The sequence below is a fragment of the Aeribacillus sp. FSL W8-0870 genome, assembly GCF_037963755.1.
Lineage (GTDB): Bacteria > Bacillota > Bacilli > Bacillales > Aeribacillaceae > Aeribacillus > Aeribacillus composti.
Map to the genome: position 1 here is coordinate 772,822 of NZ_CP150165.1, position 15,017 is coordinate 787,838.

Annotated in this window: 10 protein-coding genes and 1 pseudogene; 10 read left to right on the top strand and 1 reads right to left on the bottom strand. The window is 39.0% G+C overall.

The window, feature by feature from the left end; genetic code table 11:
• The first annotated feature begins 167 nt into the window (after positions 1-167).
• From NSU02_RS03770 to NSU02_RS03800, 7 genes are all read left to right on the top strand, one after another.
• Positions 168-596 carry a DUF2935 domain-containing protein gene (locus NSU02_RS03770; RefSeq protein ID WP_339195668.1) on the top strand — a complete coding sequence of 143 codons (429 nt, stop codon included), beginning with the start codon at positions 168-170 and terminating at the stop codon, positions 594-596.
• A gap of 363 nt (positions 597-959) precedes the next feature.
• A complete protein-coding gene (locus NSU02_RS03775; protein ID WP_339194308.1) occupies positions 960-2,774 on the top strand; it encodes an IS1182 family transposase in 1,815 nt (604 codons plus the stop codon).
• 147 nt (positions 2,775-2,921) lie between these two features.
• Entirely contained in the window at positions 2,922-4,022 is a 1,101-nt protein-coding gene (locus NSU02_RS03780) for a sensor histidine kinase (protein WP_130156720.1), read from the top strand.
• The gene (locus tag NSU02_RS03785; RefSeq protein ID WP_339194310.1) at positions 4,019-4,657 is read left to right on the top strand and encodes a response regulator transcription factor; all 639 of its coding nucleotides are present in this window, start codon (positions 4,019-4,021) and stop codon (positions 4,655-4,657) included. Before NSU02_RS03780 ends, NSU02_RS03785 begins: the two co-directional genes overlap by 4 nt.
• Positions 4,658-4,929: 272 nt before the next feature.
• On the top strand, positions 4,930-5,862 hold the full coding sequence (locus NSU02_RS03790; protein WP_063389232.1) for an ABC transporter ATP-binding protein: 933 nt from the start codon (positions 4,930-4,932) through the stop codon (positions 5,860-5,862).
• A gap of 13 nt (positions 5,863-5,875) precedes the next feature.
• Positions 5,876-7,141 carry an ABC transporter permease gene (locus tag NSU02_RS03795; RefSeq protein ID WP_144597369.1) on the top strand — a complete coding sequence of 422 codons (1,266 nt, stop codon included), beginning with the start codon at positions 5,876-5,878 and terminating at the stop codon, positions 7,139-7,141.
• The gene (locus NSU02_RS03800; RefSeq protein ID WP_327856558.1) at positions 7,138-8,253 is read left to right on the top strand and encodes an ABC transporter permease; all 1,116 of its coding nucleotides are present in this window, start codon (positions 7,138-7,140) and stop codon (positions 8,251-8,253) included. The genes NSU02_RS03795 and NSU02_RS03800 overlap by 4 nt, the downstream gene beginning before the upstream one ends.
• Positions 8,254-8,293: 40 nt before the next feature.
• On the opposite strand, the gene NSU02_RS03805 is transcribed toward NSU02_RS03800, so the two are convergent.
• Positions 8,294-9,991, bottom strand: a complete 1,698-nt coding sequence (locus NSU02_RS03805; protein WP_339195670.1) for an ABC transporter ATP-binding protein — start codon at positions 9,989-9,991, stop codon at positions 8,294-8,296.
• Between the two features lie 533 nt (positions 9,992-10,524).
• Between NSU02_RS03805 and rraA the strand changes: the two genes are divergently transcribed.
• From rraA to NSU02_RS03820, 3 genes and pseudogenes are all read left to right on the top strand, one after another.
• The gene (rraA, locus tag NSU02_RS03810) at positions 10,525-11,013 is read left to right on the top strand and encodes a ribonuclease E activity regulator RraA (protein ID WP_339194313.1); all 489 of its coding nucleotides are present in this window, start codon (positions 10,525-10,527) and stop codon (positions 11,011-11,013) included.
• A 1,100-nt stretch (positions 11,014-12,113) separates the two neighbouring features.
• Positions 12,114-13,334 carry an IS110 family transposase gene (locus tag NSU02_RS03815; RefSeq protein WP_339194315.1) on the top strand — a complete coding sequence of 407 codons (1,221 nt, stop codon included), beginning with the start codon at positions 12,114-12,116 and terminating at the stop codon, positions 13,332-13,334.
• 485 nt (positions 13,335-13,819) lie between these two features.
• Positions 13,820-14,954, top strand: a pseudogene (locus NSU02_RS03820) (transposase).
• The last annotated feature ends 63 nt before the right edge of the window (positions 14,955-15,017 follow it).

Here is a 15,017-nt window from a genome sequence, read left to right on the forward strand (position 1 = left end):
TTTTTAAAACAAAAGAACACCTAGGCAAGGCGCTTTTTTTTACGGTGTCATAGTTAATAGAAGCTAGTGTGTTGAAAATAAAAAGATTCTCAAATAGCATGAGCTATCATACCTTATCCATTCCTTCCATACAATTGAAATGAACGACGATCATGGGAGGATGGATGATGCAATTTTATTACGGTCAGCAAATGCCGCTTCGCATATTGGATGAAGCGGAGTTTTGGAAGCATCAAGAGGAAGAGCATACTGTTGTGATCCGAGAGCTGGTGGCAAATTTAGAGCAAAACTATGTAGATGCTTTGTTAAATTGGGAAGAAGAATTGTCGAAGACGCATCAAAAGGTTGTGCGCTATATTGAGTCTGTCATACGCTCCCCTTACTATATTCCAGCAAAGCTTTATCAACGAGTATTGAATTTGGTGTCATTTTGCTTAAAGCAAAGTCTCGATTTTATTAAATTATGCCGGCAAATTAAAACGGAAAGCGCTGCTGTTCGAAAAAATCCGACCGCCAAAGTTGTTTTGGACCATATTATTCGTGAATCAGAATATTTTGTCGGCATAGCGCAAGTGCTGTTGTATGGCAGCAAGTAAATTTTCAAGGGAATTCCTTTTTGAAGGAGTTTCCTTTTTGTTTTCCTGGATTTTATTATTATATCTATTATGTGTAATTTCGAGAGTATGAGGATATTTTTACATACTATGGAATACTAGTAAGAAAAAATTTTATTTATAAAAACCGCTGGAATATTGATTTTTATGCGGTTTTTACATTAACTAATTAGATATAGGAATTGTTATTGTTAGTTATAGGATTTAGTTAAAGGGGCTGTCCGAAAAGTCGATTGAATCGACCTTGGGCTCAGCCCTTTTTTCTGTTTTTAGGGTACAAAAAAATCGTCCTTTTTTATAGAATGAAATTGACCAAAAAACATTCTACAGAAAGGACGATTTCTTATGAATAATCAAATGACTATTCAAGAAAATTATAACACGCAATTAGAAATGACTCTAGAGGGTATTCAAAAAATAGAGGTTCAAAAGAATAAGAAACGCAAAAAACTAGTTTTCCAACCTTATTGCAATCGTCAAGTCATGAGCATTTTAGATATCGAAATGTATATTCCTGAAAATCATGTCGCCCGTTTAGTGGATGAAATGGTGGAATCGATTCCGGATGAAGTGTTGTATACTCATTATGTTGGTGGGGGTCGTGCACCCTATCACCCTAAAATGTTATTGAAAGTGATTTTATATGCGTACACTCAAAATGTTTATTCAAGTCGGAAAATAGCGCAAATGGTGAAAGAAAATCTTCCGATGATGTGGTTGGCGGGATTGCAAACCCCTGACCATCGCACAATAAATGATTTTCGTAGTGTTCGTATGTCAAACATGATGGATTCTGTATTTGAACAATTTGTCCTTCAACTAGTAGAACAAGGACTTATCGACCTCGACCATATTTTTGTGGATGGTACGAAAATAGAAGCGAATGCCAACAAATATACGTTTGTATGGCGAAAATCCGTAGAAAAATATGATCAGAAACTACGAGCCAAAATTCAATCGTTTCTACAAGAAGCGCACCAAATCGCCTTGGAGGAATTAAAAGAAGAACAATTAGAAGAAGAATTAGAAAAATCATCGGCACAACTTTCTGAGAGAATAGAAGCTTTGGAAAAAGATTATAAACAGGAAGAAGACAAAGAAAGAAAAAAAGAACTTCGCTCTAAAAAATCCCAACTCACCAAACAACTGAAAACGATTCAAACGGATTATCTTCCACGATTACGAAAATACAAAGTACAAAAACAGATTCTAGGTGAACGAAATAGCTACTCGAAAACCGACCATGAGGCCACTTTTATGCGAATGAAAGAGGACCATATGAAAAACGGCCAACTCAAGGCGGGTTATAATGTTCAACTCGCCACACAACATCAATTTATCGTGGGATTTGAAATTTATCAAAATCCAGGAGATACTCGCTGTTTCCAACCATTTATGGAAAAGTTATTGGAATCGATGCCGAAGGAAAAGAAACTCAAGTATGTCATTGCCGATGCAGGATATGCGAGTGAAGAAAACTATTTATATGCGATTGGCGAAGAAAAAGAACCTCGTTTTGAATTATTAGCCCCATACCAAACCTATTTGAAGGAACAAAGTAAAAAGTTTAAAAAGGATTTATCAAAAGTACAAAACTGGAAATACATCGAAGAAGACGATTGCTTTATCTGTCCGAACAATCGGAAAGTCGTATTCAAGTATTATCAAAAAAGAAAAAATGCATCTGGATACATACAAGATTTGAAAGTGTACGAGTGTGAAGATTGTACGGATTGCCCGTTGAAGAATGGGTGTACGAAAGCCAAAGGAAATCGTCGAGTATATTGGAACACGATTTATGAAGAAATGAAAGCGAAAGCCAAAGCAGCTCTTGGTGACGAACAAAAGGCAGCTCTTTATGCGAAGCGTAAAGTGGATGTCGAAAGTGTGTTCGGTAACATCAAGGGCAATTTGCGTTTCACTCGATTTCTGTTACGGGGGCTTCATAAAGTCCGAACAGAATTCGGGATTGTGGCAATGGCCCACAACATACTGAAATGGGCCGCAAATTCCCAAACCAATTTCAAAAATAAGGAAACAGAGCGAATGGAAAAACTCATTGTTTTCTCCATTCGCTCTGTTTTTATGGACTTTTTAGACAAGCCCTTTAATTATAGAGGTTGTTATTTAGAAATGTTGAATTCTAAAATCACAGGGTAATTATTTTGGAGAGAATAAGGGAGAAGTTCAGTATTTTAATTAATTGGTACATGATTTGAGAAATGTCCGACATTTCTTTTGAAAAGCCGTTGACATTCTTTTATAGTTTCAGTAGGTTGATAGTAGATTACAAAGGGTGGGATGTCAGTGAAGGCTTTTTTATTCAGAGTGTTCGTTTTTGCCGTTTTATGGACGTACTTTTTATTTTCAGCTTTTTTGGATCATTCAGCACATCTCACCTTATTGGTATTTTTAAGTGCTTGTACAATTGGCTGCTATTTTTTTCTGCCTGTTGTCAAAAATACTCTTCTGTTGTACATCATCGTGGATCTTTTTATTTTGTCAGCGGGATGGCTTCAGTCTGCTGCAGGCAATCATGCCTCTCTTTTATTAATTTTATATCTTTATGTCGAAGCGATTTTTCAGCTAAAAAAACAGCCCTTTCGTCTGTTTGCCGTCATTCATGTTTCTGTTTCGATCCTGATCGCCTTATTCCTTCCTAATCCTTTTGAATGGCTGACGGCGTTTGCTATATTTACTTTCATTTCTGTTGTTTTAAATGAATATATCTTTGAAAGGAAGGAACAAAGGGAGCTGTATGAACAACTATTGGGAGAATATAGAGGATTAAAGCGTATCAGCTATGAAAACGAGCGGTCGGCCAGATTGGAAGAACGAACGAGAATTGCCCGTGATATTCATGATTCTGTCGGGCATAAATTAACGGCATTGCTGATGCAGCTTGAGATGCTTTCGATCAAAGAGAAAAGGAAGGAATATGAAGAATTAAAATCTTTAGTTCGCGAAAGTTTAGAGGAAACGAGACATGCAGTTAGGGCGCTAAAAATGGATGAAAGTGAAGGGATTTCGTCAGTGCTTCAGCTCATTCGCAAGCTGGAATCGGAAAGTCATATTATGGTGCATTTTACGACGAAGCAAGGGGTTTTATCGGCCCGTCTTACTAATCAGCAAAATGTCGTTTTGTACCGAGTCATCCAAGAGGCGCTAACGAATGCGATGCGGCATGCGCAATCAAGGGAAGTGTATATCATATTAGGAAAAAATGCGATCGGTGACTTGGAATTTACGATAAAAAACCGGATATCGGATGCCAAACCGTTTCAAAAAGGCTTCGGTTTAACGAATATGAAAGAGCGTGTGAAAGAAGCTGGAGGAAGCTTGAACATATTTCAAACAAATGATGAGTTTGTTGTTCATGGGACTTTGCCAATAAAGGAGTATGAATGATGACCATCCGTATTTTACTTGTTGAAGATCAAGCCATTGTCCGCCAAGGCTTGAAAATGATGATCGAACAGGACGAGCAATTAAAAGTAGTCGCGGAAGCTGAGCATGGGTTAAAAGCAATCGAAATAATGGAAAAGACAATTGTAGACCTGATTTTAATGGATATTCGCATGCCAGTTATGAACGGAGTAGAAGCGACTAAAAAAATAAAAGAGCGGTGGCCTGATGCGAAAATTCTTATTTTAACAACGTTTAATGATGAGGAATATGCCGTACAGACGTTGAAGGATGGGGCAAGCGGTTTTTTGCTGAAGACATCTGAACCGGCAAAGCTGATTGATGCGATACATAGCTGTATGAAAGGCGGAATGTCCATTCATGAAGATGTAGCGGCAAAAATGGTACCGAAGCTGCTGGAAAAGCCAAAAAAAGAGATGGTGAACGTTCCTTTAACACCGCGTGAGCTGGCGATTGTGAAGCTTGTCGGCGAAGGAAAAACGAACAAAGAAATTGCGTCTGACCTTCATTTGTCCATCGGAACTGTCAAAAACCATATGACGCAAATTTTAAATAAGCTTGGGCTGCGGGATAGAACACAGCTCGCTATTTATGCCATTAAACATGATATTTGCTAGCTGTTTGATTAGGATCGGCTATTTAGGCCGGTCTTTTTTTGTATTGAAATAATGCCGTGAAATTTTAAAGCTCTATGTTAATGAAGCGTTCATAATTGAAAAATGTTTGCTTCGACTCGGAATGTTTGCTGATTTTCAGCGCTATTCCTAGAGACTTTGTAAATGTATGACCTAAGTCATAGTTTTTCAGTGAAAAGAGTGACTGCAGATAGTATGTGAGAAAGTGCGGACGCTGTAATATACAAATAGAACGTTGAGAGGGAGGATAAAAAATGCTGGAAGCTGTTGAAATAACGAAAAGGTTTAAACAAACGCATGCTGTAAACGGTGTGAATTTATTTTTGGAAAGAGGGGAAATCATCGGGCTTTTGGGGCCAAACGGCGCCGGCAAATCGACCACCATTTCAATTATTTCTACTCTGATTCCGCCGACAAGCGGTGATGTTCGTTTGAATAACGAAAGTGTCATCAAAAGGCCGGAAAAACTCAGAAAAATTTTAGGGGTTGTACCGCAAGAAATTGCATTATATCCCGATTTATCAGCGCGGGAAAATTTGCTGTTTTTCGGCAAAATTTATCGGCTGTCAGGTTCGCAATTAAAACAGAAGGTAGAGGAAGTTTTGGAAATGATCGGTTTAACGGATCGCCAGCATGATCTTGTTAAAAATTTTTCAGGCGGAATGAAGAGAAGATTGAACATCGGGGCTGCCTTGCTGCACGAACCTGAATTGATCATTATGGATGAACCGACAGTCGGCATTGATCCGCAATCAAGAAATTATATTTTGGAAACGGTCAAAAGGTTAAATAAGGAGAAAAAAATGACCGTATTGTACACGAGCCATTATATGGAGGAAGTCGAATTTTTATGCAATCGCATTTACATTATGGATAAAGGGAATATTTTGGCGGCCGGTACTAAAGAGGAGATAAAAAATATTTTATCGGCAGAAAACACAATCCAAATTACTGTCGAGCGCGTGAACGATTCATTTATTCAAGCGCTGCGTGATCATCCGGTTGTCAATCGCGTGACTGTGCAAGATCGGGTAATTACCGTATTAACGCCAAAAGAAGCGAATGCTTTTTCCATATTGTTCAAAATTGCTGAGGAAACAAACACAATGTTGACATCTATCGAGATTAAAACACCTACTTTGGAAGATGTGTTTCTTCATTTAACTGGAAGAGCATTACGAAATTAAAAGGGTGATGATCATGATTGGACAATTTATTAAGAAACAATTTTTAATAATGATCCGCAATAAGCAGGAATTGCTTCTTCTATTAGTAATGCCGTTCACTCTTATATCTATTTTAGGTTTTGCGCTCACAAGTGTAATGGACAGCAAAAAAATGGATATTCAAGCGAAAGTAGCGATTGTCGAACATGGCAATGAACAAGAGGACTTCGAAAAATTCGCCAACGACGTAAAAAACGTGCAAATGCCGGATGAGGAAAAGGAATTTCTATTAAAACAAGTGGAAAAAATGATGCCTATTTCCATTTTAAAACAAGAAATTTTAGGCTCAAAAGGGCTGGAACCGTATATACAAATGGCAGAGTTTCAGCCTTCTGAATTGGAGGAAATTCGTGAAAATGACAAATATACAGTCATTGTTGAAGTGCCGGAGCATTTTTCATACACGTTGTTAAACCATTTAATATTTGGCGAGAAAACGAAGCCGAAGCTTAGTATATATGTCAACGAAGGCAAAGAAATTACAGCCCAATTTGTTCAAGAGCTCATCACTGAATTTCAAGAGCAATATTCTTTGATTTCTAAACTGGATCAGGCTGGCTTAAACGAATCACTTGAACTGCCTGTCGCAAAAGTAAAGGGAGAAATGGAAACCGTGACAAAACGGGAGCCAATTAATTCTTTTACTTATTATACAGTCGGCATAAGCGTTATGTTTGTGTTGTATCTGGCCTCGTATATTTCGTCTCATGCTTTGCAAGAAAAACAGTCGAACGCATTCCATCGTTTGTTGCTTGCCAATGTACCGAAAAATTTATACATGGCTGCTATTTTCATAACTTCCTTGATCATTGCCTTTTTTCAGCTCTCCTTGTTATATGCTTTAGCAGCCGTTTTTTACAGTGTCAAGTGGCCGGATCTCGTCTCGTTTATCATTGTTACGCTTGCTCTTTGTGTGGCAGTCGGAGGAATAGGAACCTTTTTAACATCATTGAGCTATCGAATAAATTCAGATAATGTTTCCATTTTCTTCTCAAGCGGAGTCGTTTCTATTTTGGCTTTTCTTGGCGGCAGCTATTTCCCGGTTTCGCAAATGTCGGAATTTATGCACAAATTGGGGGATATGACGCCAAATGGAGCCGGCATGACAGCTTATTTAAAAATTTTGCAAGGCTATGATCTGTCGCAATTTATTTGGACTGTCATATACTTATGTCTTTTCGGTTTTGTTATGTTCGTATTGAGCTTGCTAGTTTTCCCAAAAAGGGGTGAAATGGCGTGATCGGAGTTTTGACAGCAAAGCTGCGTCTTTTTATCCGGAAGCCTTGGCTATTTTTAATGGTGTCGATCCTTTCTGTCGTTTTTGCTATGCTCATCAGTTCCGTAAACAAACAGACTATAGTTGTCCCAGTATACAGCGCACTGCCTGAAAGTGAAGTGAAGGAAATCATTCGCTCTCTTGAGCAGTATAATCTATTTTCGTTTAAAAGGATGAAAAAAGAGGAAGTTGAAAAGCTGGTTGGCGAAGGTAAGGCGGAAGCAGGTGTGGAGCTTAAAAAGGACGATTTCCGCATAATCGTTGCTTCCAATACCCCCAATAGCTATTTGGTTCAGCAAACGGTTCAAAAAGTTTACGCAAAAGCATTACAATCCAAGTCGATCATCGATCAGGTGAAGGAAAAACAAGGAGAATCAAGCGCAAAGCAAGTGGCAAAATCGCTTGCGGAAGCGAAAAACGATCCGGTGTTTACCGTAGAGACAAAACATTTCCGTGCGGATGAAACTGTTATCATCAACAGCAAAATGCAATCGATTTTCGGCAGTGTCTTGTTTTTTGTCATTTATACGATTGCGTACAACGTTTTCAATATATTAATGGAAAAGCGAAACGGCATTTGGGATCGAATGATTTTGTCGCCGGTCAAAAAATGGGAGATGTATGCCGGAAATTTAATTTACAGTTTTGCAACCGGCTATATTCAGGTGGCGCTCATTTTTGCAGTCTTTCACTTTGTGTTTGATGTAGATTTCAGCGATAAATTTTGGTTTGTGCTCGTATTGCTCATCCCTTATGTACTGGCAATTGTCGCAATATCAATTTTTATAGTAGGAATTGTCAATAATGAGCAGCAGTTTCATGCGGTGCTTCCGCTTGTTTCTGTCAGCATGGCGATGCTCGGAGGAGCTTATTGGCCGCTGGAAATTGTTTCTTCGGATGCACTTCTCTTGCTTTCAAAATTTGTCCCCGTTACGTATGGAATGGACCTGTTAAAAGGGGCGGTAGTTTACGGCTACTCATTCAGCGATTTGCTCTATCCGATGAGCATCCTATTCTTGATGGCTGTTGTGTTCATGGGGTTAGGGATCAACATTATGGAGCGGAAACGGGCTTAAGCGGTCAGCTTCCATTTGTAAAATATATGCGGCTCCCGCCTTAATCGTTGGCGGGAGCAAAATTTTGCATTTGTCGGCTGACAAGCTTTTGATACAACGGATGGGACTGCAACAGCTCATTATGTGTTCCCTGACCGGTAATTTTACCATTTTCGAGGACGATGATTAAATCTGCATTAATAATAGTTGAAAGTCGATGGGCGATGACAAATGTTGTACGATTTTTCATAAGATGAAGGAGAGCGTTTTGCACTTTTTGCTCGGAGTTGCTGTCTAAATTGGATGTAGCTTCATCCAGCAGAAGAATTTTTGGATTTCTCAACAGTGCCCTCGCGATGGCAATGCGCTGACGCTGCCCACCGGATAGCTTGATCCCTCTTTCGCCGACTTCCGTTTCATAGCCGTCTTGCATTTGTTCGATGAATTCATCTACATTAGCCAATTGCGCGGCTTTTCTCACTTCTTCTTCGCTGACTGTACGATTTAGCCCGTAGCAAATATTTTCACGAATCGTGCCAGACATAATCGGGCTTTCTTGAGAAACGTAACCGATCTGTTGGCGCCACTCAAAAAGCGGAAATTCGCGAATGTCGGTATTCCCTAATTTTATTGCCCCGTTTGTTGGCTGATAGAACCGTTCAATAAGGGAAAAAATAGTTGTTTTACCAGCACCGCTTGGTCCGACGATCGCGACGGTTTGGCCGGGCTTCACTTCAAAATGAACGTTTTGCAAAATCGTTTTTCCTTTTTCATAAGCAAACGAAATGTTTTGAAACACGATTGGTTTATGAACATCAATTCTTGTATTTCCATTATTATGTTCTGTTTCTGTATTCAAAAGCTGCTGAATTCGTTCTGTCGCACCCATTGCCTTTTGGAAAGCTGTAAAAAATCCTGCCATTTGGCTAAAAGGTACAATAATTTGCACCATATATATTATGATGGCAACGAGCGAACCTGCGGATAATTCCCCTCTGGCAACACGAATTCCTCCATAGCCGATAATGACGACTAACACCGCCATAATAATCGTTGTCATTAAAGGTGAAATAATCGCTTGGATTTTTGCTTCCTTCAAGCCGAATCGGAACAACTGCTGAATTTTTTGATTTCCGTTTTGTTTTTCGACAGGTTCGGCAATGTTTGATTTTACCAACCGGATATCACTCAGCACGCGGCCTAGATTGCCGCTGAAAGTGGCCATTTCGTCTTGGGTTTGCATGGAAATTTTATAGATTTTCTGTCCAAGTGGAAGAACCAATACGATAGCAAGCGGTACAAAAATAAACAGAATGAGCGTCATTTTCCAATCAATGATAATTAAAATAGCGACAGCCCCTAAGACCGTAACAATTCCTGAAACGAAATTAGCTAAATGCTCGGTCACGAGCGACTTTACTGTATAAGTGTCCTGTGTTATGCGGCTCATCAATTCTCCAGATTCATGGCGGTCAAAATAAGGTATCGGCAAATACAGCACATGGTTCCAAAGCTTTAAACGGATTTTTGCCACAATATATTCGCCAATATAAGACATAAGATAATAGGAGAAGCCTGATGTGGCTGACTGAAGAATAAAAACTGCAATCAATAAAAAGATTAAATGAGTTTCAATACTTGAGGTTGAAAAACGATCAATCAAATCCCGTGTAAAGATCGGAACGACTAATCCTGTAGCTGCTTCCAAAAGACTTAATGCGATTGCCGCAACAAAAATCCAGAAAGGAGGGTTAGCCATTTTTATCAGCTTTTTAAAATTTTGCCAGGAAGTTTGATTTTTTTCAAAATTATCCACAACGAATCTCTCCTTTACGTTCGGGCCATTTTGAATCAGGATTGCTGGATAGCTTCTCTCCTTCTTAGTTTTATCTTAAAACCTGACGTAACGTTAGAATCAATATATTTTTTGAAAAAATGATTTAAATTTTGAAATTGTATGGAAAGGAAGAATTGCGGCTGTCTAAGTGGAACAGATTTGACGTCTCAGTCCTTTTCATATCGTTAAAACGGTTACATGAAGCCCGCCTCTAAGCAAGTGGGAGGGGGTGGTTCATCGAAATATTTTAAAGAAAGAATTAATGAATCACTAAGTGCAAGAGAGAAGAGTTTGGCTTTGTGTTGCGCCGGCTAGTATCCAGCAAGCCCGGCCAAACAACGAAAAGCGAGCGCGAATCTTGACCTTTGATTATTTTTTCAATTTGAAAGGGTTTTGCTTCTTGGTTGTCAAAATATATTTTTGTATCAATCATAGATGGGGAAGGAGAATTCATCATGAAAACTGCTGATTTATGCGATCAATATTTAGAAAAGCTTCAAGTTTGTAAATTGCCGCTTATCAGTTATGGGGGACAAAAGGAATTTTCAGGTCCAATTGCAACGGTTGAAGTGTTTGAAGATAATGTGCTAGTTCGTCAGGCTCTAGAAACGATCCCAAAAGGTTCAGTTCTTGTTGTGGATGGAAAAGGTTCACGAAACTGCGCGCTTTTAGGAGATCGTTTAGCTCAGATTGCATGTGAACGTGAATTATCTGGCGTGATTATAAATGGATGTATACGCGACTCCGCTGAAATTGCGACGATGCCGATTGGGGTAAAGGCACTCGGCACCTGTCCGGTTAAAAGTAAAAAAGAAGGGAAAGGAAGCCGTGATGTCGCACTTGAATTTGGTGAAGTGCGCTGGACCCCAAATGCGTATGTGTATGCTGACAATGATGGCATTGTTGTTTCGGAGGAGTCCCTAAATATCGATTCATTTGATTGATTCGCATACCGTCATTATGTAGGAATCATAGTAAAGGTACGCATAAGTGATAAGCAGTCAAATGATACAGAATACAAATTGAAAAAAATGTTTTTTTCTAAATACATGCGTGTACAGCAGCATACATAATAACAACAGTTCAGCAATGTAAGATTTATGGATATAAGTCAGATTTTTGAACACAAATTTTTTCATGAAGTTCCTGTCCGTATAAGTGTGGTAAGGCAGTGACACTCGACAATGAGCCTCTGCGGGCGTGATTCTTCTGTCAAGAAGGAGATGTGTAAAACATCGGCAGGCAATCATGTCCGTTGCTCCAGTAAAGTTGCTGTAATCTCCATTCTATTTAATGTATATTAAATGTACGTTTTTTATTGGTATTGACGATTTAAAAAAGAAATAAAAGATTTTCGGGTCGTTTTTACTGTAGAAGCGGAAAAACAAATTGACAAAAAATTCAATGTAACTAAGACATTTTCCATAAAAAGGGGTGTGATATACAAAATTACTCCTCAGAGCTGAAGGATTTCTACTTCACTTGATATGACGGGTACTAGCCCGTTCGCAACTTTATTATAGAGAGTAAAGGCATATATCCTTATTTGGTAAGCCCAAAATGCTTCAAATAGTCGAGAAGAGAATACTGGTGAGATGGCACATACATTCTAAAAAGAACATTGTAATTACTGTTTGAGGAAAGAATATACAAACTAGGGGGAAACAGAAGAAATTGAAACCATTTATGTACTTTTCGTAGTAGATTAATAGGGTAACTTGACAAGCTCTTTTATCGATTGTTACAGTTTATTCATAAAATATCAAAGCAGTGTGCTAGTAATTTTACTTTTTACTGTAGATGGGCAAATGAACTACATAATCTGTAGGTGAGCAAATTATCTAACAAATATTTACATCCAAACAAGAAAATAGGCATGCCCTCGCCTCCTTGGTTAAAATAGATGTGCCAACAAACCATTTATACAAGGAGCATTCCTGTAATGAAGAAATTTGAGGTTTGAAACAAAAAGAGCCCTCTTGGTATAGTACAGGGTGTCAATGCATTGACACCGAATTAATAAGTTACCAAGGAGGACTCAATAATGAATTATACTCAAAATCGAACAATCTCGCAAATCACACCATCAACATTAATAATCGGCATTGATATTGCCAAAGACAAACACGTGGCACGGGCACAAGACGATCGAGGAATTGAATTTGGAAAACGCTTGATCTTTGAAAATCGCATACATGGTTTCCAAATGCTTTTAGATTGGGTGAATCGACACCAACAAGAAAATGATAAGAACCATGTGATTTTTGGGGTTGAACCAACCGGACCTTACTGGTTACATCTCGCTTATTTTCTTACCGCAAAGGGCTATGACTTTGTGCTAGTCAATCCGATGCATGTAAAGAAAAGCAAAGAGCTTGATGACAACTCTCCAACAAAAAACGATACAAAAGACGCCAGAGTGATTGCACAGCTGATAAAAGACGGCCGATACTCCGTACCAAATCTCTTAGACGGTATTTACGCGGAACTAAGAGAAGGCGTCAAAATAAGAGATCAGCTCACTCAACAGCTTGCCATCACAGAAGGACGTATTCAAAATTTGATTCAACGTTATTTTCCGGAGTTTTTCGATGTTTTCGGAGATTGGAAAGGAAAAGCAGCTCTTTGCACGCTAAAACTGTTTCCATTTCCTTCTCAAATGAAAGAAATGACACCTGAAGAGGTTCTCTCAAAATGGAAGCCATTTGTACAACGAGCAGTTGGAATGAAGCGAGCAACGAAACTAGTAGAAACGGCCAAAAAGAGCATTGGAATTCAAATCGGGATTCAGTTTACCAAACGTGAAATGGAATATCTGATTGACCAATATGAGCTTTATCAAACGCAGTTGGAAGAGTTGGATCAGGAGCTAGAAGCTCTTGTAGAAACGATCCCAGGTGCTAAGCAAATGATGAATATTCCTGGGTTAGGTGTTACAACAGTCGCTCTATTCTTCGCTGAAGTGGGTGATCTCACAAAGTACAGTCACCCTCAGCAATTAGTTAATCTGGCAGGCCTTTCATTACGTGAGCATAGTTCTGGAACATTTAAAGGACAAACCAGAATAACGAAACGGGGACGAAGCAGGCTGCGTAAAGCTATGTACTTAGCGATTCGGCCACTCGTTGCCCATAATCCAACTTTTAAAGCTTTACATCAATACTATACAAAACGATCTGAAAGGCCTTTAAAAAAGCAACAGTCCCTCATTGCTTTGTGTTGTAAGCTATTACGTGTCTTATTTGTCATTGGTCAAAAACAGTGAGAATTTGATGGTTCAAAATTATTGCGAGGGTTACCTCAAATTACCTTACAAGTTGCTTAAACCGATTTATGAACCAACATATTAACTAAATTACGATCGAATACTTCAAGTATTTCTAAAGACAAACACCAATAGTGCCGAGTCGGAGTTTATTTTTACCATACGGGCTTATGACCCAGCCGAGGAGCTTATCCGACCTCCACCTCATGGATACGCAGGACGAAGGAATGTATGGATCTCAATCCGGTGATACATGGGAGGGTTAGCGACCGTGAGATGAGTGGAGATTTTGCGCACGGTCATAACTGTTATTACTAAACAATACCAGTTTGGTTGATAGGATGTCCCCCATCTGTAAGGAATTTAAAGAAATTCAATTTATCACCATGATTTTCGGTGGATCAACTATTAGGTATTAATGAAATTTAGAGAAAACGGGAGTATTCGGGAGAAAATTAAAGTATATAGAGGGAGGTTCATGTCTTATGAATAGATTAGCACATTGGCACTTTATTTATTAAAAACCTATCATGAAGCATTCCGTTCATCTTGAAGATGCGATGATTATGAAAGGCTTTCTAAAACATTTACTGATCACTAACTGGGAACTTTCACCGAATCATCGCTCGACACTTAGCCATTTTTCTCAAAAAAACCTGGAATGAAGAGACATTACTTCGCAAACTCAGTATCAGTAGGGGATGCTTCATCGCATTGAACGCATTGCTAAACATGAAAATCAATCCATTTTTGTTTCGCTCGACGATACAATTTGCCAAAAAAAACAAATCCTTCGTCACGGACAAAGCATATCATTCAAGGATGTTGATTGGAATGATTCTCACGCCGATAAATAGTTAATCTGGGTACATTCTCTCGCTTGGCTCACGGTTCATGTGATGACTCAAGACTTTCTCTTTCGTGTTTCGCCCCTACGACAATACGGCTTGGGAAAAAAGTGGAAACTTGCGGTTGAAATGCCTTCTTCTTTGGATGTGAACCGTCCCGTTTATGTGCTAATGGACTCTTGGTATCAATCTCAAACGCTCATGGAAGCTTGCTTGAAAAAAAGATTCCACGTAATTGCGACGCTCAAGACCAATCGTTTTTTATCCAAAAGACATGGCGGTTCAGGCAAAGGAGTTTGACCACTCTCTTTGAAAGACACTCACCTCGTCCATGGTGGGAGAAGAATGTTATCGCGTTGACCGCTACGAAGGAGCGCACAAAAGTATCAGATATGCCGTGGTGCTACTCTGCTTGAAAAGACGATCAACCATGACGCTTGACAATCTTCATTGCGTTTTGAGTACCGATCGAAAGCTATGTAACAAAGACATCTTTGCGCTACTATGTCGACGTTGGTCGATCGATTCTTTTTCCATCAAGCGAAAGACCACTAAGCCCGATGGGTACCGTATTAGCAGGTGTTGGGCGGTGAAACGGTATTGGATTCTAGTTTTATTAGTTTATGTGTACAGTATGACGAGAAATCCAACAGCGACTTTTAACTAGAAGGGACGCATCTTTGTCGAGTTTATTTATCAGGAAACAAAGCAAGATACTCCCCAAAAAACAGTTTCATATAGCAAAAGGGATACTTGTTTGTTGTTTTTTTAGATGACAATTTACATGGCGTAACTATAGTTATTTATTGTATTTTTAAAGTAAGGGAGTGACTTA

Coding starts and splice junctions, on each gene's coding strand:
- NSU02_RS03770 (WP_339195668.1), top strand. CDS start 168: ATGCAATTTTATTACGGTCAGCAAATGCCGCTTCGCATATTGGATGAA.
- NSU02_RS03775 (WP_339194308.1), top strand. CDS start 960: ATGAATAATCAAATGACTATTCAAGAAAATTATAACACGCAATTAGAA.
- NSU02_RS03785 (WP_339194310.1), top strand. CDS start 4,019: ATGATGACCATCCGTATTTTACTTGTTGAAGATCAAGCCATTGTCCGC.
- NSU02_RS03790 (WP_063389232.1), top strand. CDS start 4,930: ATGCTGGAAGCTGTTGAAATAACGAAAAGGTTTAAACAAACGCATGCT.
- NSU02_RS03795 (WP_144597369.1), top strand. CDS start 5,876: ATGATTGGACAATTTATTAAGAAACAATTTTTAATAATGATCCGCAAT.
- NSU02_RS03805 (WP_339195670.1), bottom strand. CDS start 9,991: ATGGCTAACCCTCCTTTCTGGATTTTTGTTGCGGCAATCGCATTAAGT.
- rraA (WP_339194313.1), top strand. CDS start 10,525: ATGAAAACTGCTGATTTATGCGATCAATATTTAGAAAAGCTTCAAGTT.
- NSU02_RS03815 (WP_339194315.1), top strand. CDS start 12,114: ATGAATTATACTCAAAATCGAACAATCTCGCAAATCACACCATCAACA.